The 18103-nt window shown below is 39.4% G+C and carries 23 protein-coding genes and 3 pseudogenes; 3 read left to right on the top strand and 23 right to left on the bottom strand.

Annotated elements, in window-relative coordinates:
• Positions 1 to 249: 249 nt before the first annotated feature.
• From GWP43_RS04290 to GWP43_RS04220, 18 genes and pseudogenes are all read right to left on the bottom strand, one after another.
• A complete protein-coding gene (locus GWP43_RS04290; RefSeq protein ID WP_203232445.1) occupies positions 250 to 495 on the bottom strand; it encodes a Txe/YoeB family addiction module toxin in 246 nt (81 codons plus the stop codon).
• A 110-nt stretch (positions 496 to 605) separates the two neighbouring features.
• Positions 606 to 737 (bottom strand): type II toxin-antitoxin system Phd/YefM family antitoxin, encoded by a 132-nt coding sequence (locus tag GWP43_RS15675; protein ID WP_230978026.1) that lies wholly within the window; start codon positions 735 to 737, stop codon positions 606 to 608.
• A 61-nt stretch (positions 738 to 798) separates the two neighbouring features.
• Entirely contained in the window at positions 799 to 1017 is a 219-nt protein-coding gene (locus GWP43_RS04280; RefSeq protein ID WP_162662968.1) for a sterile alpha motif-like domain-containing protein, read from the bottom strand.
• Between the two features lie 106 nt (positions 1018 to 1123).
• Positions 1124 to 2011 (bottom strand): carbon-nitrogen hydrolase family protein, encoded by an 888-nt coding sequence (locus tag GWP43_RS04275; RefSeq protein WP_162662966.1) that lies wholly within the window; start codon positions 2009 to 2011, stop codon positions 1124 to 1126.
• A gap of 319 nt (positions 2012 to 2330) precedes the next feature.
• A complete protein-coding gene (locus GWP43_RS04270) occupies positions 2331 to 2753 on the bottom strand; it encodes a PIN domain-containing protein (protein WP_230978025.1) in 423 nt (140 codons plus the stop codon).
• Positions 2746 to 2970 carry a hypothetical protein gene (locus tag GWP43_RS04265; protein ID WP_162662963.1) on the bottom strand — a complete coding sequence of 75 codons (225 nt, stop codon included), beginning with the start codon at positions 2968 to 2970 and terminating at the stop codon, positions 2746 to 2748. Before GWP43_RS04265 ends, GWP43_RS04270 begins: the two co-directional genes overlap by 8 nt.
• A gap of 199 nt (positions 2971 to 3169) precedes the next feature.
• Positions 3170 to 3451, bottom strand: coding sequence for a helix-turn-helix domain-containing protein (locus GWP43_RS04260; RefSeq protein WP_162662961.1), 282 nt, complete (start codon positions 3449 to 3451; stop codon positions 3170 to 3172).
• Complete coding sequence (locus GWP43_RS15390) at positions 3448 to 3576, bottom strand: type II toxin-antitoxin system RelE/ParE family toxin (protein WP_330997106.1); 129 nt, start codon at positions 3574 to 3576, stop codon at positions 3448 to 3450. The genes GWP43_RS04260 and GWP43_RS15390 overlap by 4 nt, the downstream gene beginning before the upstream one ends.
• Before the next feature lie 206 nt (positions 3577 to 3782).
• Positions 3783 to 4076, bottom strand: a complete 294-nt coding sequence (locus GWP43_RS04255; protein ID WP_230978024.1) for a type II toxin-antitoxin system RelE/ParE family toxin — start codon at positions 4074 to 4076, stop codon at positions 3783 to 3785.
• Between the two features lie 132 nt (positions 4077 to 4208).
• A pseudogene (locus GWP43_RS04250) lies at positions 4209 to 4478 on the bottom strand (tyrosine-type recombinase/integrase); the annotation flags it as partial.
• 181 nt (positions 4479 to 4659) lie between these two features.
• On the bottom strand, positions 4660 to 4890 hold the full coding sequence (locus GWP43_RS04245) for a hypothetical protein (RefSeq protein ID WP_230978023.1): 231 nt from the start codon (positions 4888 to 4890) through the stop codon (positions 4660 to 4662).
• Entirely contained in the window at positions 4874 to 5329 is a 456-nt protein-coding gene (locus GWP43_RS04240) for a hypothetical protein (protein WP_230978022.1), read from the bottom strand. Before GWP43_RS04240 ends, GWP43_RS04245 begins: the two co-directional genes overlap by 17 nt.
• A gap of 57 nt (positions 5330 to 5386) precedes the next feature.
• Positions 5387 to 5582 (bottom strand): annotated as a pseudogene (locus GWP43_RS14500) (tyrosine-type recombinase/integrase); the annotation flags it as partial.
• A gap of 175 nt (positions 5583 to 5757) precedes the next feature.
• A complete protein-coding gene (locus tag GWP43_RS04235; protein ID WP_162662959.1) occupies positions 5758 to 6123 on the bottom strand; it encodes a hypothetical protein in 366 nt (121 codons plus the stop codon).
• 194 nt (positions 6124 to 6317) lie between these two features.
• Positions 6318 to 7433: a hypothetical protein gene (locus GWP43_RS04230; RefSeq protein WP_162662957.1), complete on the bottom strand. Its 1116-nt coding sequence runs from the start codon at positions 7431 to 7433 to the stop codon at positions 6318 to 6320.
• A 110-nt stretch (positions 7434 to 7543) separates the two neighbouring features.
• Positions 7544 to 7838: pseudogene (locus GWP43_RS04225) on the bottom strand (tyrosine-type recombinase/integrase); the annotation flags it as partial.
• Between the two features lie 226 nt (positions 7839 to 8064).
• Positions 8065 to 8214, bottom strand: a complete 150-nt coding sequence (locus GWP43_RS14210; protein ID WP_203232444.1) for a hypothetical protein — start codon at positions 8212 to 8214, stop codon at positions 8065 to 8067.
• A 14-nt stretch (positions 8215 to 8228) separates the two neighbouring features.
• Positions 8229 to 8798, bottom strand: coding sequence for a hypothetical protein (locus tag GWP43_RS04220; RefSeq protein WP_162661905.1), 570 nt, complete (start codon positions 8796 to 8798; stop codon positions 8229 to 8231).
• A gap of 170 nt (positions 8799 to 8968) precedes the next feature.
• On the opposite strand from GWP43_RS04220, the gene GWP43_RS04215 reads away from it, so the two are divergent.
• On the top strand, positions 8969 to 9253 hold the full coding sequence (locus tag GWP43_RS04215; RefSeq protein WP_162662955.1) for a helix-turn-helix domain-containing protein: 285 nt from the start codon (positions 8969 to 8971) through the stop codon (positions 9251 to 9253).
• Positions 9254 to 9305: 52 nt separating this feature from the next.
• Here GWP43_RS04215 and GWP43_RS04210 read toward each other — a convergent pair whose 3' ends face one another.
• The 5 genes from GWP43_RS04210 to GWP43_RS04190 form a co-directional block, all read right to left on the bottom strand.
• Positions 9306 to 10478, bottom strand: a complete 1173-nt coding sequence (locus tag GWP43_RS04210; protein ID WP_162662953.1) for a hypothetical protein — start codon at positions 10476 to 10478, stop codon at positions 9306 to 9308.
• A 232-nt stretch (positions 10479 to 10710) separates the two neighbouring features.
• Entirely contained in the window at positions 10711 to 10968 is a 258-nt protein-coding gene (locus tag GWP43_RS04205) for a sodium ion-translocating decarboxylase subunit beta (RefSeq protein ID WP_162662951.1), read from the bottom strand.
• Positions 10969 to 11145: 177 nt separating this feature from the next.
• Entirely contained in the window at positions 11146 to 11466 is a 321-nt protein-coding gene (locus GWP43_RS04200) for a sodium ion-translocating decarboxylase subunit beta (RefSeq protein WP_162662949.1), read from the bottom strand.
• The gene (gene ileS, locus GWP43_RS04195) at positions 11427 to 14711 is read right to left on the bottom strand and encodes an isoleucine--tRNA ligase (protein WP_162662947.1); all 3285 of its coding nucleotides are present in this window, start codon (positions 14709 to 14711) and stop codon (positions 11427 to 11429) included. Before ileS ends, GWP43_RS04200 begins: the two co-directional genes overlap by 40 nt.
• 169 nt (positions 14712 to 14880) lie before the next feature.
• Positions 14881 to 15093: a hypothetical protein gene (locus GWP43_RS04190; protein WP_162662945.1), complete on the bottom strand. Its 213-nt coding sequence runs from the start codon at positions 15091 to 15093 to the stop codon at positions 14881 to 14883.
• A gap of 533 nt (positions 15094 to 15626) precedes the next feature.
• Between GWP43_RS04190 and GWP43_RS04185 the strand changes: the two genes are divergently transcribed.
• Both GWP43_RS04185 and GWP43_RS04175 read left to right on the top strand, forming a co-directional pair.
• On the top strand, positions 15627 to 15842 hold the full coding sequence (locus GWP43_RS04185) for a DUF4177 domain-containing protein (RefSeq protein WP_162662943.1): 216 nt from the start codon (positions 15627 to 15629) through the stop codon (positions 15840 to 15842).
• Between the two features lie 987 nt (positions 15843 to 16829).
• Positions 16830 to 18101: an ATP-binding protein gene (locus tag GWP43_RS04175; protein ID WP_162662941.1), complete on the top strand. Its 1272-nt coding sequence runs from the start codon at positions 16830 to 16832 to the stop codon at positions 18099 to 18101.
• Positions 18102 to 18103: the final 2 nt, after the last annotated feature.

Genomic DNA, 18103 nt, shown 5'->3' with positions numbered 1-18103 from the left:
GAGATTCTAACTGCCACATCTTTCTACTCTAAGTATCTACCGAAAAAATAAACAGCAAGTAAATTAGGTCATCTTCACCAAATTGAGATAAAAATCACATCCTGTCATAGGGCTTGGAACAGCAAGACCGCCACGGTTGAGAACGAGGGTGTAAACCATAGTGGTTGAGACATCGCTGTGGTCGAGAAGCTTTTGGACGATACAAATATCGTAACCGGCTTCCTGGAGCAAGGCTTATTCATAATGAGTTCACATTCTTAGAATACGAACTATATGTTCTTTTTCCAAAACTTCATATATCAAACGATGCTGTATATTAATTCTTCTTGAGTATTTTCCCGTTAAATCTCCAACTAACTTTTCGTAAGGCGAAGGATTTTCAAAAGAATTATTCTTTATAACTTCAATTAAATGCTTTACTGTTGGTTTTAGATTTGACAGTCCAATTTTTTTACTATCTTTTGCCGCCTGTTTTAAATAAACTACTGTCCACATCACCAGTCAAGTTCTTTAATGCTCTCTTCCAATGGCTCTTTACTTGCTTCAATAATAGATTCTCTCATTCCTGGGATAGAACACAAATACAAGGTTTCTTGAATAGCATTTCAGTCATCTTCTGAAATTAAAACCGCATTATTTCTTTTGCCGGAAATGATAATCGGTTCATGGCAATCTCTTGTTTGGTCAATGAGATTATAAAGATTAGTCCTCGCTGCCGTAGCGGTCATTGCTGTCATTTACGTACCTCCATCGGAATACATAGCGTACGAATAATCGTACGCTATGTCATGAGGAAAATTACTTTTTTGCGTCTTGCTCATAGTGACTAAAAGCTTCTTCAAAAATGCTCATTGTACTGTCACATGCCCCCATACTTTCAAGGTAATCTCTTAAGTATTTACGGGAATCGGAATGACGAGGAAACTCTTTATCAAACCTTACATCTCGTGCAAGATCTCCTACAGAAGTACTGTCGTTTTTAAACTGCGACAACCACGAATAAAATGATTTTGACATTTCTTTACCTCCGTTATTTCAAAAAAATATGAATTGAGTGATAGTTTCGGATATTCCATCGTCTGTTAAACCTGCATTACACAGAAATGTCAAGTTAAAGCGGATGCTAGTTTACTGATTTTCTATAATCTTTACGGATAAACGGTTCTTGTTTCTCTTCCGATAATAAAATCGTATATTTTGTCGGCTGCCGGTATGCGTTACCATGAACTTCTCTACTTCTATACTTTCTTAATTCCTCTATATCAAAAGTTGCGATATATATTCCTTCTTCTTCCCCGGCTTCTATTATTAATGTATCTCGCGAATATGGTTCATCAATGTTATAGGCAATGCCGTCAAATGCTGTAGAATGACCATTACAATCAGGTTTTCCTTTTGGATAATTAACAGTTGCAATGCCAACCATATTTTCAAATGCTCTTGCTCTTAATTGTGAAATTCTATTAATTTCCATTGGACATGCATTCGGTACAAGTATTATTTCTGCACCTTTAAGCATGAGTATTCGTGCGCTCTCAGGAAATTCTCTATCATAACAAATCATTGAACCTATTTTCACACAACCATGCTCTGTATCTAATACAGATACATAAAAATCATTACCGGGCATTAAAGCTTTTTCATTTCCAAAAGAACATGTATGTACTTTTGCATAGGTATATAGTTCTTTACCAAATCTATCAAACAGACATATACTGTTTCTTGGTAGTGGCTCATATTTTTCAAGAAATGTTATACCGATAGCCATTTGTAATTCTTTCGCTAAATCCGAGAATGAACGTATAAACGTATCATTTTTACTAATTGCTTTACTCTTTAATTCATTGACAGATTTAGGTATTTCGTAACCAATACTCCACATTTCAGGAAACAATGCTATATCCGCCCCAATGTTTTTTGCCTTGCGACAAGCTGATATACCGGTATGCATATTTTCAACAAGAGACTTCCCTGGCATTAATTGTAGTAAAGCTATTTTAATTTTAGACATTTATTTTTCCTTATTGTATTAAATCTTGTCAAACCAATAAGGTTATAAACCGAAACGCAAGCAAAGACTTGCCTTGTCGACTACGAACGCTTATTATGGCAAAGATATTTTTCTTTAAAATTGCCATATTTTATAATTCGATATGACTTTAATCCTTCATAAGGCGGTAAACTTATAAACAAATTTTCATCCATAAAACAAAACGCCTGCGACATTATTTATCAACGTAAAATTAAGCAGGCCAGTGACCTGCCACCATAACTAACCACCGCTTTACCGGCAACCTTGCCTATCCTCGTTGTCAGCGTTGCAGCGGGTGTTAGAAAGACTCTTCCTTAAATGGATTGATTACCATTACTCCACGATATGTCTGCCCCGGGTTTAAATCTTCAGAAATAATGCATTCACATTTTGCTTTCTCAGCAGCAGCTACTATCAATGAATCCCAAAATGATAATTGTAAAATTACACTAATATCTATTGCTTGTTCTATCAACTCTAAGTCATTTTGAACAATTTCCATATTGCAAAAATTGTGTATAATATTTTTAACAATTATTCGATCTGCCTTTAATTTTGTTGTTGCAACTACATAGAATTCTTTAAGTACTTGTGTTGATATTACCGGTTGATGTAAATTCACAACTTTCTCTATTATTTTTCGAGCTTTTGCTTGCTTATATAAATCTTTTGAGTCAAGGGTATAAACAAGTATGTTTGTATCAATAAATATTTTAGACACGATATAATTCTTCCCTTGTCCATTTCTCATCGCTTGACACCGCATTTAATGTATCCATAAGTGAAAAAGTCTCATGAAGCCAGTAATCTTTATTGGTAACAACCGTTTGCTCAATAAGTTTCCTTACAAGAAAATTAAAGGAGATATTATGTCTCTTTGCATATTCTCGCCCTGCCTGTAAAACAGTTTCATCAATTGATAGCGTTATATTTTTCATAAATGCTCCTTATCAACACAGTATAAGTGCACACATTAATAAAGTCAAGATGAAAAGAGATTCTGTAAATTATAGATTAATGCTTATTCATTTATCTTCTAAAAAACTATATATTTTTTTAGTCTTTCTAACATTGTTTTAACCTGCAAACAGGCATAGCCACATTTGTCGGCTTTGAAAACCGTGTTGGGTTCTGTTTTTATTGTAGTTGTAATACTAATTTTTTCCCCAGAACATTCGCAGCTTTTGTAAGCGTTGCAAGTGTCACGGAATCATTGTATGGATTTAGAAGCCTATCCAATGCAGCGCGAGACGTAGACATTTTCTTAGCCATTTCAGTTTTATTGATATTTTGTTTCTGCATTTCTTCTAGTAAATTATATGAAATCAACCGCTTAATTGCCTCGTTCTGTATATCTGTGGCAAGACCCTCTTCTTCGAGAAAATCATTAAAGGAACTTCCTACATAAGCGTTATTCATTTTTGACCTCCTAAAACCAAGTTTCTTCTTTTCTTTCCCAACTCCATATCTTCTTTTGGAGTTTTCTGTGTCTTTTTTACAAATGCATAGAGTAAACCTGTTCGGAAACTTCCGTTTCTGAACAGGTCACCTTAAAATGCGATGTTCTAAATCGTAGGTTTATTTTCAGCCGCTGAAATAGCGCGGCTGAAAAACACGTCGAGTTTGCTTCGCAAACATCGCGTATTAACGTATGCGCGTTCCGCACATCAATGCAGCAGTTTCCAAAGTTCACACTTTGTTCAACTGTTGCATTTTAGGGTGCTATTTGTGCGATTTAGAACTCGGCGACCTATTCGACAACGCAGTTATCGAATAGGTCTAGTAATATCATTGTATTTCCGCTTACAGTGAACATGATTCTGCCAATCCTTTTGTCGGAAATACCAGTTCTTACTTCCCATAAATCAGTGTCGAGTTTTCTAACCATTGGATAACCGATTGGCCACGACATTTCTACTGCCATAATATCCGCACCGACAGATTTTTTATCTTCTGGAGATAAAGCCTTCAGGAAATCTCGTACAGGTTCATTATTTTGCTCTGTTTTGAAAAAATCTGCGTGTATTTTCTTTTCGACTTCCATATCTAAAATGCACCATAATTGATACATTCTGTCAAATAAAAAACACATCTTTCTACTTTAACATTCGCCGGAATAAAGCAGCAAAAGACTGATTAGACATATCTTCACTAAACAGGCTAAAGGGATAAACCCCATCCTGTCTATAGGGCTTTGAACGCCTAGATCGCCGCGGTTTAAGACGTGAGGATAGACCAGAGCGATTGAAACATCGCTGTGACCGAGAAGCTCTTGGATGGTGCGAATATCGTAACCGGATTCCGGTAGATACGTTGCAAATGAGTGGTGGAAAGTGTGGCAGCCGATTGATTTCTGAATACCTGACTTTAAAACGGATTCATGGAGGATGTGTTGAATAATCGAAGGATCAATGCGGTATCGTCCCTGTTCGCCTATTTTTTGATTCTGCCAGTGGGTTTGCTTGAAGAAATCCTTAAGACCGTATCCGAGATCGTCAGTTTCTTCATATCGAGTTTACTTCAAAAGATAACCCAAAAATTAAGCATATAAACAGCATTATAAACGACCTCACAAGCAACATTCGGGACAAAACAAATGTCTGATTTGAAGCGGGTGCTAGACGAGTTTACTTTCCCATATCTTCAGCATAAGTTTTTGCATTGTTAACAAAAGTTTTTAAATCCATTTTGTCAAAATGCTCGCTTTGCCATTTTGTATAATCGAATCGTTCCCTTCGTACAGCAGCAATAAAGTATTCAGCCTCAACAACTCCCATAGCTTCTACAAGACATTCCATACCGCGAGAAAGAAGCTCTATCGTCGACGGCGGTGCAATCATTTCAGTCATCATTTTCATTACCTCTGTTTAATAAATCTATAAATCCTATCGGATTAAGTAATTTCACAGCATTGCTTTTGTATTTCAACATGCCTTTATCTGTAGTCAAAAGGTAGTCGCATTTCATCATTTCGGCGCAAACTATATGGCAAGAATCCTTCATCTTTACCCCTGTTGTCATCACTTTTTTTGCTTTTGTAATAACTTCTTTTGATTTGTCACTACCTACATAATCAGAAACATGTTCGTCTAGGAAGTTCTTTATAGCAATTTTTCTATCCATATACGGATTACAAGAATTTTCATAATCTAAAATGAACGAAGAAGCAAGTTCTAAGCGCTTCTCTGTTATAAACAATTGGATAAGCAACTTTGCCTGCGTTTCAAGTGAAATCGGTAGATAATTTTGGTCGTCATACGGTCGATTGTAACAGCAGTTATCAAGATAAACTTTCATAAGGATAATTATATCATATTTTAAAGACTTTTGCAGTATAGCAGATAGCTCATTCTGACCTCGACCATCGCGGTTTAGGACGTGGGCGTACCCCATAGTGGTTTTAATATCGCTGTGACCGAGAAGCTCTTGGATGGTGCGGATATCGTAAGCGATTCCTGTAGATACGTTGCAAATAAATAGTGGAAACTATGAAAACCAATTGGTACGGAAGGCCTGACTTTAAAACAGCTTTGTGCAGAAGGCGCTGAATATATACGAATGGACATAAGAAGCGACACGGATGTCAGTGGTTCCAATATGCTAAATATAAGCATATCCATTTGCATACTTTTTTAATAGGCTCGATGCCATAGATACCTCGACGCTCTACATCGGGGTGATTCATCATATAAAATAATATACTGACTTTCTGCTTCCAGTAATACCTACACAATAGGTGCTGTTTTAACTTTTTCAAGTGTGTTGGGGTCTGTCACTCGTAGAAATTCTCTATTATTTATTTTTAGAATATTTCCTGATACGCTAAATGATATTACTGTGCCGTCATATGATGTATAGCTAGTACCTGAATAAGTACCGGTAAAAGACTTTTCCCATTTAATGGAATCTACGGCATAAACTTTTCCATCAAGAAAATAATAACCGATATGATATCCACTTTCAAACCATGCAGTACCATTAAGGTTGTTGCTATTACCATTATCACTGGAATTGATCTTATTACTATTCGGTTGCGAACAACTAGTAATTAACACTACTGCACTAACCATTACAGCCAGTACACCAATCATTGAAATTATCTTTCTTTGTTTTATTTTAACCTTTCTTTTGTAATGCTTTTTTCAGTGTAATTATTTTTTCGGTCGAAATAAATTCTATAGGTCGGTTCCGCACCCGTCTGTTTTTAGGCAGGGTAACCTAACATGACTTAAAACTGCAACGTGGCTTGTCCGTATTGTCGGATTTGAAAACAGTGTTAGGTGATTCATTCAATTTTGCATGAAAAAAAATGATAGTCATTCAACAATTTTTTCGTAGCTTTTTTTATATAATTAATACGCTTAGATAAATCCTTAAACGGGTAATTTAACCAAATGTCTTCATATTTTCTTCTTGGTATTGTATATAATGACAAATAAACCTCTTTTTTAATTGGAATATGATGTTTTATATTTTTCTCATAAATATAAGAGCCTTCAAAAGTGTTAAAAATAACAAAATCTAATTTTGATTTTTTCGTTAGCTTTCCATCATATTCCATTTTGTATGGTTTTTCATAACTAGGACAATACAACCCAATATTAAAAGGTATATTCTCATTCTTTTTCGAGTACATTGCAAACCAAATATTACCTGTATATATATCGGAATGAAACATTTGAAAAGGTTTTCCATGATTATCTAATAAATTCAAATCAGAAAATAATGGATTAACAAAATCGACAAACAAAATATTTACTGCATCATCTTCAAACTGATCTTCATCCTCTTTTATTGAATTTAATTTACTTAAAACTTCTGAACCTATAGAATCTACATCTTGTCTTTGTGGCAATCCAAAAGGAGCTATTTCTTTTTCAGTAATCGAAATACTTTTACTTCTAGTAGTACCATGGTCGATAGTCGTTCGTTTAGGGTCATCTCTTCCCAAAGGTGTATTTACTTCAATACAAACTTTTATTTCTCTTTTATTCATTATTATACGACTTTTAAAATCACAGCCTTTTGTGTTCTGATTCATACATTGAAGATTTTTTCCAAATTCCGAATATTTCAGAACAGAATAGGCTCTTAACTCACCTAAATTTGACGAAATCTGTTTTTTTTCTGTAGATTTTTTTATTTCATTTAATTTACTATTGAACCAGGGCTTATTTACTTCATCATGTTCATTTATCGTAAATGCTTCTTCTATTTGCCATAGAAAACGATAAGTCATTTCATTTTTTTCAATAGTTTGTTTTTCAAAAGATTTTAATATGTGATTTCCAGATAGAGAACTTAAAAAAGTCCTAAAGTTCTTAAAGTTTTCCCATGAAATATCATTTAATTCCTTTAAATATTGGTTTATATATTCTTCTTTTTCTTCTATTTTTTTCATACGTTTTTACCTCTCGTGGACTAGCAGTATATTCGCCTAACACCTTTTCGGTCTTCCCTCATAATATCATAAAAAGCCCTCATTTACAATCTAAACTATACAGAACAAAATCACATCCTGTCTATGGGGCTTTGAACTCCTCGACAACCACGGTTTAGGACGTGAGTGTAAACTATATCGTTTTAACATCGTTGTGTGAAAAAAGCCCTTGGGTGATACGAATATCGTAACCGACTTTCAATAGATAAGTTGCAAATGAGTGACGGAAAGTGTGCAACTGATTGCCTTCGGAATACCCGAGCGTAAAACAGCTTTGCGGAGAGGGCGCTGAATAATTGAGGACTTGATGTGGTGCAACCCCTATTCGCCTGTGTCTTTATTCCGCCATCGGTGCACTTGAAGAAAGCCTCCCTCTATATCTATGCATACTTCGATATTATTATCGCATTATTTTTAAATATAACCAAATAGTAAAAGGAAAAAAGTTGCCACTGGGCAATCTTCCTAACACTCGCTTAACCTGCATTGCCGCAAAGGCAATGCCAAGTTAAGCGAGTGTTAGATTCATTATTAACCAATAAATAAATAGTATATGTAATAATCCCGGAACTGATTACTACATATACTAAAATTACTTCCCTTTTTTATTTGGGTTAAGCTGTTCGCCACGATTACCTTGATTTTGGTCATACTGACGATTTGTACCGGCTGTACCCTTATTCGGATTTTGCATATTTGACGCATTATCCGAAGGTCTTATAGATTTATTTTCCGTACTCATAAACAGTAACATCTCTAATTGTATAAATCAATTTTAAAATAGTCTTCACCATAATACGTATCTTTCTCTACTTTTATATGAAATGTTCCTGTCGTATATTCTGCTTTTCTTACCTCGGGCTTGCTGAATAAACCTGATTTTACAGAACTGCTCTCGTTTCCACTGACAAATATAGTTTCACCTATATTCGAATCAAAAGACAGAAAAAATTCTCCTACCACTCCGTTCCTGTTACATGATGTTACTACATCTTTTATGACTATCTGTTTTTCTTCACCAGCCTTTAGTTCAGTTTTCGGACTAGCAGGCAAAGGAAACTCACTTGTAAAACTTCCATCTAAAGATCCTGCAGATATGCCTGTTTTCTCAACATCCCATTTTGTTTTTCCTTTTATTGTTACATAACAGGTTTCTGTAGAATCATTTTTGAATTTTAATGCAATGTCTCCTCTTATATATTCCAGCCCCTTGCTGTTTGCATTGGATTTTCCACTATTCGCCTGTTGGCAACCAGTAATTAATACTACTGCACTAATTATTACAACTAATGCTCCAATCATTGAAACTACTTTTCTCTGTTTCATTTCGACCTTCCTTTCGCAATGCTTTTTCCATTGCAAGTTTATTTTTCGATCGAAATAAATGTTTTCGATTGGTTCCGTACCTGCCTGCCTTTAGGCAGGTCAACCTAACACCCTTTCGACCTATTTTATAAACTATAGCATATATTTCTATTTATAAGCAATAGCTTGTAATGTTTTTGCTTATAAAAACTTATACTGATTATGTGAATAAAGAAGTAGGAGATACCATACGAGAACTGCGGAAAGAAAAGCATTTATCTCAAGAAAAATTAGCAGATGCTATTGATTCGCATCAAGTATATATTTCTGAAATTGAAAAAGGCATTAAGCTGCCCTCTCTCACCATTATTAACAATATTGCAAAAGCATTTGATGTGTCGCTAACTCATTTTATGAGCCGTGTTGAAAAAAAATTAGAAAAGAGTGATACACAAGAACCGCCTAAAAATGTATAACACCAAAAAAAGAGACCGCGGATATTATTTCAGCAGTCTCTTTTTTTGTTTTTTATGCTTGTATATCAATTTTAGTTGTTTGATAATCTATTTCTATTCCAACACGATTATTTAATGTTTTTAAATTTTCAGTTATTCTATCATTAGCAAAACCTAGTTGTTGCTTTAAATAAGGAATCGTTATTCGAGAGATATGTGCATAATTTGGATTCTGCTCAAAATGCGCAATTTGTTCCATGAGTTCAATTTGTGCTGTTAGTAACTTAATGTGTGAAATTTCTGCATCTGTTTTTACTTTTTTTATTTCTGCTTTTTTTAATTCCAATTCAATAGCATGCAATTCTTTTTTCCGTTCCTCATCCTTAATAGCAGTAAGTATAGATATACCACTTTGAACTAACATTTGTATGGGAGAATTTTGTATAACTGAACGTAATGTAAATGTAGTCCTATCTTTTGCTTTTTTGTTTAACTGAGCACGACATAAAACACGAGCTTTACTTGACTGCTGATCAATTACTAGTACTACTGGTCGTTGAAGTTTATTGATTGTCGAAAAGAAAATAGAATAATTTTTAGGAGCACCTTTCTTTTCTCTTAAATTTTTGATATCTATTACAAGATCTCTTTCTAGTTGAGTGAATTCTTTTTTATACTGTTTTTGGAAATTTTTAGTGAGTTTTGTAAATAAATTTAATAGTTCAACATGTTTTTTAGTATTTATAATCTTTTTTTCACTTAGCTGAGTAATATTTTGTATTGCTTTGTCTAATCCGCTTAACAATGATTCAATATAAAATGAACAGATCCATTTTGTTTCATTCCTTTGGAGTTTATTTTGAAACAAAAATTCGTTGATTATCCTATAATATTTGAATATAATTCTCATATTAAATATAGAAAGGGAGGGAAACATTGAATAGGGTAAACCTAAAAAATACAATAAATTGAGTTCCGGTCTTGCTAAATCAATAACATCTAACTTTGCATATTGATGATTTAACATAAATGATTCGTTAATTACAATGATATCTTCCGGCTTAACTCCAGTGGATAATGCTAACGCGATAGAATTAACAACCTCATATTTATAATAGTAAGTATTTAAATCAAAAATATACCTGGATATTTCCCATGTACTAAGTTCTTGATTTTTACTACTTTTCAATCCCAGAAAAACCGTAGTTTTTATATCTTTCAATTGAGCATCATCAAATAGATTCATATTATTCCTCAATACTTAAGCCAACAGGCGCACCCTCCTTACTATACCGGATGCGCCCATTTCTCAAAACTTAAAACTTATCCCCCTACACCTCCACCTTCTCCAGCACGATGTGCCAGCAAAGCCCGTCGCCCATATCCAAGTCGGCGGGCAGGTTGTTGCAACCGGCTCTTTTTCCGTCGTCTTATTCAGGTGCAGGAAAGGACAAGCCCTTTCCCGCACCACGCGATGTTCATTCTTTAAGCGCCATGATGAGGATACCGATCGTATAAATATGTATGCACACCATGATTGCTCGGAAAATAAGCGATAAAAGCTCGCCTTGCCCAATATAAATAGAAGTCGGTCCGTCAGCACCGCCTATTATTGTAATTGCACACGCTCGATAAAATGAGGTAAAGACTGTCGTCGCTTGCGCTTGCAGCGGAATGAGACCTATGTTTAATATCAGCGCTATTATCAATAGCGTTTTTCGTACCCTTCTTTTCATACTCTGCAATTTCAGGGGCTCTACCGCCCCCTACACCACCGCCTTCTCCAGCGCAATGTGCCGGCATAGTCAATCGCCCATGTCAAGCTCGGCGGGCAGGTTGTTACAACCGGCTTTTTTCCGCCGTCGTATTCAGGTGGGGGAAAAGGACAAGCCCTTTCCCGTGCCACGTGATGTTCATTCTTTAAGAGCCATGATGAGGATACTGATCGTATAAATATGTATGCACACCGCAAGCGTTCGGAAAATCAACAGGAAAAACGCGTCTAGCCCAACATATATAGAAGTCGGTCCGTCCGCACCGCCTACTATTGAAATTGCGGGGGTACTATCAAACAAGTTAAAGACCGTCGTCGCTTGCAGCGGAATGAGACCTATGTTTAATATCAGCGCTATTATCAATAGCGTTTTTCGTACCCTTCTTTTCATACTCTGCAATCTTAGAAGCTCTACCAGCCCTACGCTCCAGCCGCCTTCTCCAGCGCGATGTGCCAGCATAGCCCCTCGCCCATGTCAAGCTCGGTAGCAGCCTTTCCCGCAGGCAGCTGCGCACCAAAAACCGCCTCAACAGCCAAGGTCTCGTTCATCAGGTAGTCCTTGTTTGCCTCGAACGCTTTTTGCAAGAGGTGCTTCCCGTCCGTATCAGTGCCGGAAACGGAAAGCGTAATCCGGTCGGTTACTTCAAGCCCGGACTCCTTCCGCAAGTTCTGCACCGCGCGGACAAGGTCACGGATATAGCCTTCCAGCAGCAGCTCCTCGGTTACCTGCGTGTTAAGCGCAACCGTCAGCGTCCCTTCGTTCAGCACCTTGAGGTTCGCCTTTTCAATGCGGTTCAGGATCACCTTGTCGGAAGTAAGCTCAACGGCTTGCCCCTCAACATCAATGCTCAAGGTTGCGCCGTCAAAGAGACTTTCAATCTCCGCAGAAGAGAGTTTCTCAATTTGAGCCGCTGCGGTTTTCATCTTTGCGCCGAGCTCTTTTCCCAGCACCTTAAAATTCGCCTTGGCGGAATACTCAACCAGCTCATCCTCTTTGTCGTGGAAAATTACCTCTTTCACGTTCAGCTCTTCCATAATGCTGCTTTCCATTTCGCGTAAGACCGACTTCTCCTGCTGGTTCTTCGTAACAATTTCCACCGCTTTGAGCGGCTGGCGGATTTTCAAATTGAACTGATACCGGAGCGCCCGTCCCATCGACACGGCTTTTTGTACCGTCTCCATCTTAAACTCAAGCTCGGTATCCCGCGCCGCTTCCGCATAAACGGGGTAATCCGCCAAGTGCACGGAAAGGGGATCATCAGCTGTTCTCAAGTTTTGCCAAATCGATTCGGTGATAAACGGTACGACCGGAGCCGCGACCAGTGCAAACTTCTTGAGCGCGCGGTACAAAGTCTCGTAGGCTTGCGCCTTATCGCCGTCGTTTTCGCTCTTCCAGAAGCGGCGGCGGGAGCGGCGGATATACCAGTTGTTCAGCTGATCGATATACGCAACAATCGGGTCAATTGCCTTCGTAAGGTCGTAATCGTCCAACGCCGCCGTTACATCAAACACAAGCTTTTCAGTTACGGAGAGAATCCAGCGGTCAAGCGGATTGTTCAGCTCTTTCACAAAGGCAGCAATGTGCGCATCCGTGCCGTCGAGTTTCGCATGGGCAGGCGGCGTAACACCGTCGATGTTCGCATACGTCACGTAGAAGCTGTAGCTGTTCCACAGCGGAATCAAAATACCTTTCAGAATATCGCGCACACCGTCATCGGAGTATTTCAAATCCTCCGCCTTAACCACGTTTGAGTGCATCAGGAACAAGCGCAATGCATCCGCCCCGAACTGCCGGACAACCTCATTGGGATCGGTATAGTTCCGCAGGGACTTAGACATCTTTTTCCCGTCGGTTGCCAGCACCAGCCCATTGACAATACAGTTTTCAAAGGCAGGGCGGTCGAACAGCGCAGCCGCTAAGACAGTCAGCGTATAGAACCACCCGCGGGTTTGATCCAGCCCTTCGGAAATAAAATGAGCGGGGAAGTGCTCTTCAAAGTATTTTTTATTTTCAAAGGGATAGTGCACTTGCGCATACGGCATCGAACCGGACTCAAACCAGCAGTCCAGCACTTCCGGAACGCGGTACATCGTTCCTCCGCACTGCTTACACGGTATGGTAATCTTGTCAACAAAGTGCTTGTGCAAATCTTCGGGATAAACACCGCTCAATTCTTTCAGCTCATCGCGGCTTCCCACACAGAGGGAGTGTCCGCAGTCGGGATTGGAACACTTCCAAATCGGCAGCGGGTTTCCCCAGTACCGGTTCCGACTGATTGCCCAGTCGCGGGCGCCTTCAAGCCACTTTCCAAAGCGTCCTTCTTTGATATGAGCAGGCTGCCAATTGATCTTGCTGTTTGCCCGCAGCATCGCATCCTTTACCTTTTCCACCGAAACAAACCAGCTGCTCACTGCGCGGTAAATGAGCGGACTGGAACAGCGCCAGCAGTGCGGATAGGCGTGCAGGATTTGATCCCGTTTCACCAGTTTCCGCTCAGCCTTCAGCCGATCCATAATATCTTTATCAGTATCTTTTACAAAGCGTCCCTGATAATCCGGAACCTCTGCCGTAAACTTACATTCAGCGTCGACCGGGCAGATCATCGGTATTCCGCTGCCCTTAAACAGCGTACTATCCTCTTCACCAAAGCCCGGCGCCGTATGAACAATACCCGTACCGTCTTCCGTCGAAACAAAGTCGCCGATTAAGGTTTGGAACGCACCCCGTCCTGCATCATCGGAACTGCCGTCCTCTTTTACGGTCAAATTCGCAAAATACGGGAAAAGCGGCTCATAGCAGATACCTTGCAGCTCTGCGCCCTTTTTCTTCCATACAATGGTGCATTTTTCCGGTTCGCGGTAGTACGCAGCTAAGCGGGATTCGGCAAGAATATAGTGCTCACCCTCATCGGCAACCAGCACATAGTCTATATCCGCGCCGAGCGCAAGCCCCAAGTTACTCGGCAGCGTCCACGGGGTAGTTGTCCACGCCAAAAGATAGGTATTCGGCGGCAACGGCTCCGCAGCAAAGGTTTTCGCCGCAGGAGTTCCGGCAACGGTATACCGCGCCTTAAAGCGGATGGTAATCGCAGGATCGTGTACATCCTTATAACCGCCGAGGTTCAGCTCATGATTGGAAAGTACCGTGGAACAGCGCGGGCAATACGGCAAAATATAATGCCCCTCATACAACAGCCCCTTCTCCCACAGCTGCTTCATCACCCACCAAATCGACTCCATATACGCCGGTTCCATCGTCTTATAGTCGTTATCAAAATCAACCCAGCGCCCCAGCCGATTAATCGTATGCCGCCACTCCTTCACATAGCGCAGCACACTCGCCCGGCACGCCTCATTAAACTTGGCAATACCGTACTTTTCAATGTCGGTCTTCGAGTTCAGCCCCAGCTCTTTTTCGATCAAGTTTTCTACCGGCAGCCCATGACAGTCCCATCCAAACCGCCGCTCAACCTTCTTCCCCTTCATCGTCTGATAACGCGGAATAATATCTTTAATCGTGCTCGGCACAAAATGCCCAAAATGCGGCAGCCCCGTTGCAAAGGGCGGGCCGTCAAAAAACACGTACTCATCAGCCCCCTCACGCTGCGCAACAGACTTCTTAAAAACGTCGTGGTCTTCCCAAAAGCGCAAAACCGCTTCTTCCTGTTTCGGAAAATCCACCTTAGGATCAACCGGTGTATACATACCTCATACTCCTTGTCTATAAAAGGCGTTATCTGGAACCCCTTAAAACTTTAATCTTTAGAAATGCCCCTCTTTCACTAAAACGCAAATATGAGAACCTCTAAAAACTATACCTGAGTGTTTAGAGATACCCATCTATTTATCTGTGTAGTTTCAATTTTTTATGTCATTATGTCAATATTTGGGCGGCTTTTTGCACTGTTTTAACCATTGTAGCTGCCGAAGTTAAAACAGTGCAAAAACCGGTCTCCGGCTCCAATCTTTTTCCCGTTCCTGCATCATCGGAGGCAGGTTTTTCCGCTCCTGCTCCAAAACTGCCGCATACCGGAAAACAAACGGAAAAAAGGATATCCGCCTCTGCCCTTCCGCTATGTCCAAGCATTGCCATCCTTGTCAATGCTTGGACGTGAGTTTGCGTGCCGCAAACTCACTGCTCTGACAGGATGTCAGTGGTTCACAGAAGAATCGAGTTTGCAGTGCAAACTCGAAGTTCAAGAATGTACAGGACGTACATTCTTGAACGATGACATCCGTGGCGGTTCTGAATGCGTACCTCCGTGTACACGGCTCAACTTCGAGTTTGCCTCGCAAATTCGAAGTTAAAGAATATACAGGACGTACATTCTTTAACGATGACATCCATAGCGGTAGAAAAATGGTGGGTATTCCCCCCTCGCACGAATAAAAGAAGAAAATTCGCTCTGTAGGTTACGTTTATTTGTGATCTTTATAACTTGCAACACTGGGTTTCCAAACAGGTCTAACAAATAAGCAAATTTTATTTTGTACGATTTGATATTTTTTATTGCAATAAAAATAATCGATGTTATACTATAAATAGTTCTATGCTATAGCTGGATATTTATTTGTATAGGAACTATAGCATAGAACCGTTTACCAGAAGGAGATGGTAAGATGTACGAATATGAATATATTAAATTACCATTGCGAAAAAAATGGGGCTTTAAAAAAGAAAACCGTACTTTATGGGATGAGTGTGAAGCCGTTATTGCTGAACAGTCTTGCAAAGGGTGGCGTTTTGTTCAATGTATAGTAGAACCATATAATAATGCAGGGATGTTTATACCTGTTCGCTATATACTGGTTTTTGGAAAACTCGTTCAATCATAATACTAAAAAGTTATTGAGAATTTATTCATTAAAAATATTACCGTGAACCCTTTCTAAAAACAATTAAAGGGACGCTCTCAAAGGATTTAGTGATCTGCGATGAAGACGTACAGATTCTGCATGGTTTTGACAGCGTAGAACATGCGCGAGAGTATCTTTCAAGTGATATGTTCAAAAACGATGTATTTGTAGGGCTAAAGCCGCTTTGGTCGGCTGAACCGGAAGTACGTATTTTCTCTGTGGCGTAAGCAAGGCTTTTACGCATATAGAATTTAATACCCCGGCGCTTTGAGGCTACACTCTGCGTCGGGATTATTGATTTATCATATCCGCTAAAGCGGATTGCGAATTAGACTTTTTAGAGGTTTACCGTAATTTTGCTTGCGCAAAAACCGGTTTCCGGCTCCAATCTTTTTCCCGTTCCTGCATCATCGGAGGCAGGTTTTTCCGCTTCCGCTCCAAAACTGCCGCATACCTGAAAACAAACGGAAAAAAGGATATCCGCCTCCGCCCGTGCCGCTCGTCAAAAATGTACATCCATGTACATTTTTGACTGCGAGTTTTTTGTGGAACAAAAAATAGCGCTGTACTGACAGGATGTCAGTGGTTCCATGCAGTATCGAGTTACGTCAATTTACAACATCCATGTTGTAAATTAACGTGCGAGTTTTGCAAAAGCAAAACATCGTTTCTGCCTAATACGCCCGCCATCCTTGGCGCTTCTGAATTGGCATTCTTATCAATCAAGACAGATAACAAATGCTCAGAACCGTATGATGATTTTTCACTAATTCATCTGGAGAATCCCATACGCCAAAATCTTTCGTAATACCGTCACTGTGTATGCTATTTTCATGTCCGCCGGATTGACAAGAAGCCAAATACTCGGTTAAAATACGTCCGAATACTCGGTTCTATATAAGCCAAACACTCGGTTCTATATAAGCCAAACACTCGGCTGAATATAGGCTGGGCGGAGGTTTTACAATGAAAGAATACTATCAAAGAGTTTCGGATAAAGTTTTACTGGAACATTTAGAATCTAAAGGAGCTGTGCTTATAGAGGGTGCTAAATGGTGTGGAAAGACAACCTCTGCAAAGCATATAGCCAAAAGTGTTATAGAGATGGATCGTCCTGATATGACGGAGCAGTATCAGCAAATGGCAAGGATAAACCCCTCGAATCTTCTTGAAGGTGAGGTTCCTCATTTGATTGATGAATGGCAGATAGCAACGAATATCTGGAATGCCGTACGGTATGAAGTTGACCGGAGAGGAGAATTTGGACAGTTCATTCTTACAGGTTCTTCGGTTCCTGCTGCGTTAGATGAGAGCATGCATACAGGAACAGGCCGGATCGTGCGTATGCAAATGCGTCCGATGTCTCTGTTTGAATCCAAAGATTCCACCGGCCAAGTGTCATTAATGGATTTGTTTAATAAGAAAGACATATCCGCTGTGGACAATCATAGTATTGATGAAATTGCTTTTTTGATTTGCCGGGGAGGATGGCCGGCAGCTCTGAATCACAGTAAGAAAGTCGCATTAAAACAAGCATTTGATTATTATGATGCCGTTGTAAATGATGATATATCCAGAGTCGATAGAGTAAAAAGAGATTCTGAAAGAACAAAACGTATACTAAAATCCTATGCTAGAAATGTTGCAACACAAGCTTCTCTGGAAACAATCAGATCAGATGTAATCAGTAATGATGTAGAAACCTTTGATAAGGAAGCTCTTTATGGGTACCTGAATGCTTTGAAAAGAATATTTGTCATTGAAGATTCTCCTGCATGGAATCCGAATTTGCGATCAAAAACGGCTATTCGAACTTCTGATACTAGGTATTTTGTGGATCCGTCTATAGCTGTGGCAGCACTTGGACTTGGTCCAACGGATCTGGTCAATAATCTGGAGCTTATGGGTTTGATATTTGAAAACTTGTGTGTCAGAGATTTAAGAATATATGCCGATGCATTGGATGGCAGTGTATATCATTATAGAGATAAGACAGGTCTTGAATGTGATGCTGTCATTCATTTAAGAAACGGCAGCTATGGTTTGGTTGAGGTAAAACTTGGAGGGGATCAGTCGATCAATGAAGGTGCAGAAAGTCTGTTGAAATTAACGTCCAAAATTGATACGGGAAAAATGAAGAAACCTGCCTTTTTGATGGTTTTATGCGGAGTTGCTCCATTTGCCTATAAACGAGAGGACGGAGTGTTTGTTGTTCCGATTACATGCCTAAAAGATTAAAC

The sequence above is a fragment of the Treponema vincentii genome (assembly GCF_010365865.1).
In the GTDB taxonomy this organism is placed as follows: Bacteria; Spirochaetota; Spirochaetia; order Treponematales; family Treponemataceae; genus Treponema.
This window is presented reverse-complemented; position numbering and strand designations above follow the sequence as displayed.

Coding starts and splice junctions, on each gene's coding strand:
- GWP43_RS04230 (WP_162662957.1), bottom strand. CDS start 7,433: ATGAAAAAAATAGAAGAAAAAGAAGAATATATAAACCAATATTTAAAG.
- GWP43_RS04220 (WP_162661905.1), bottom strand. CDS start 8,798: ATGAAACAGAGAAAAGTAGTTTCAATGATTGGAGCATTAGTTGTAATA.
- ileS (WP_162662947.1), bottom strand. CDS start 14,711: ATGTATACACCGGTTGATCCTAAGGTGGATTTTCCGAAACAGGAAGAA.
- GWP43_RS04290 (WP_203232445.1), bottom strand. CDS start 495: ATGTGGACAGTAGTTTATTTAAAACAGGCGGCAAAAGATAGTAAAAAA.
- GWP43_RS04245 (WP_230978023.1), bottom strand. CDS start 4,890: ATGAAAATGATGACTGAAATGATTGCACCGCCGTCGACGATAGAGCTT.
- GWP43_RS14210 (WP_203232444.1), bottom strand. CDS start 8,214: ATGAGTACGGAAAATAAATCTATAAGACCTTCGGATAATGCGTCAAAT.
- GWP43_RS15675 (WP_230978026.1), bottom strand. CDS start 737: ATGACAGCAATGACCGCTACGGCAGCGAGGACTAATCTTTATAATCTC.
- GWP43_RS04205 (WP_162662951.1), bottom strand. CDS start 10,968: ATGAAAAGAAGGGTACGAAAAACGCTATTGATAATAGCGCTGATATTA.
- GWP43_RS04265 (WP_162662963.1), bottom strand. CDS start 2,970: ATGAAAAATATAACGCTATCAATTGATGAAACTGTTTTACAGGCAGGG.
- GWP43_RS04275 (WP_162662966.1), bottom strand. CDS start 2,011: ATGTCTAAAATTAAAATAGCTTTACTACAATTAATGCCAGGGAAGTCT.
- GWP43_RS04280 (WP_162662968.1), bottom strand. CDS start 1,017: ATGTCAAAATCATTTTATTCGTGGTTGTCGCAGTTTAAAAACGACAGT.
- GWP43_RS04190 (WP_162662945.1), bottom strand. CDS start 15,093: ATGCTTGGACATAGCGGAAGGGCAGAGGCGGATATCCTTTTTTCCGTT.
- GWP43_RS04200 (WP_162662949.1), bottom strand. CDS start 11,466: ATGCTGGCACATCGCGCTGGAGAAGGCGGCTGGAGCGTAGGGCTGGTA.
- GWP43_RS04215 (WP_162662955.1), top strand. CDS start 8,969: ATGTTTTTGCTTATAAAAACTTATACTGATTATGTGAATAAAGAAGTA.
- GWP43_RS04255 (WP_230978024.1), bottom strand. CDS start 4,076: ATGGAAGTCGAAAAGAAAATACACGCAGATTTTTTCAAAACAGAGCAA.
- GWP43_RS04185 (WP_162662943.1), top strand. CDS start 15,627: ATGTACGAATATGAATATATTAAATTACCATTGCGAAAAAAATGGGGC.
- GWP43_RS04260 (WP_162662961.1), bottom strand. CDS start 3,451: ATGAATAACGCTTATGTAGGAAGTTCCTTTAATGATTTTCTCGAAGAA.
- GWP43_RS04235 (WP_162662959.1), bottom strand. CDS start 6,123: ATGATTGGTGTACTGGCTGTAATGGTTAGTGCAGTAGTGTTAATTACT.
- GWP43_RS04175 (WP_162662941.1), top strand. CDS start 16,830: ATGAAAGAATACTATCAAAGAGTTTCGGATAAAGTTTTACTGGAACAT.
- GWP43_RS04210 (WP_162662953.1), bottom strand. CDS start 10,478: ATGAATCTATTTGATGATGCTCAATTGAAAGATATAAAAACTACGGTT.
- GWP43_RS04240 (WP_230978022.1), bottom strand. CDS start 5,329: ATGAAAGTTTATCTTGATAACTGCTGTTACAATCGACCGTATGACGAC.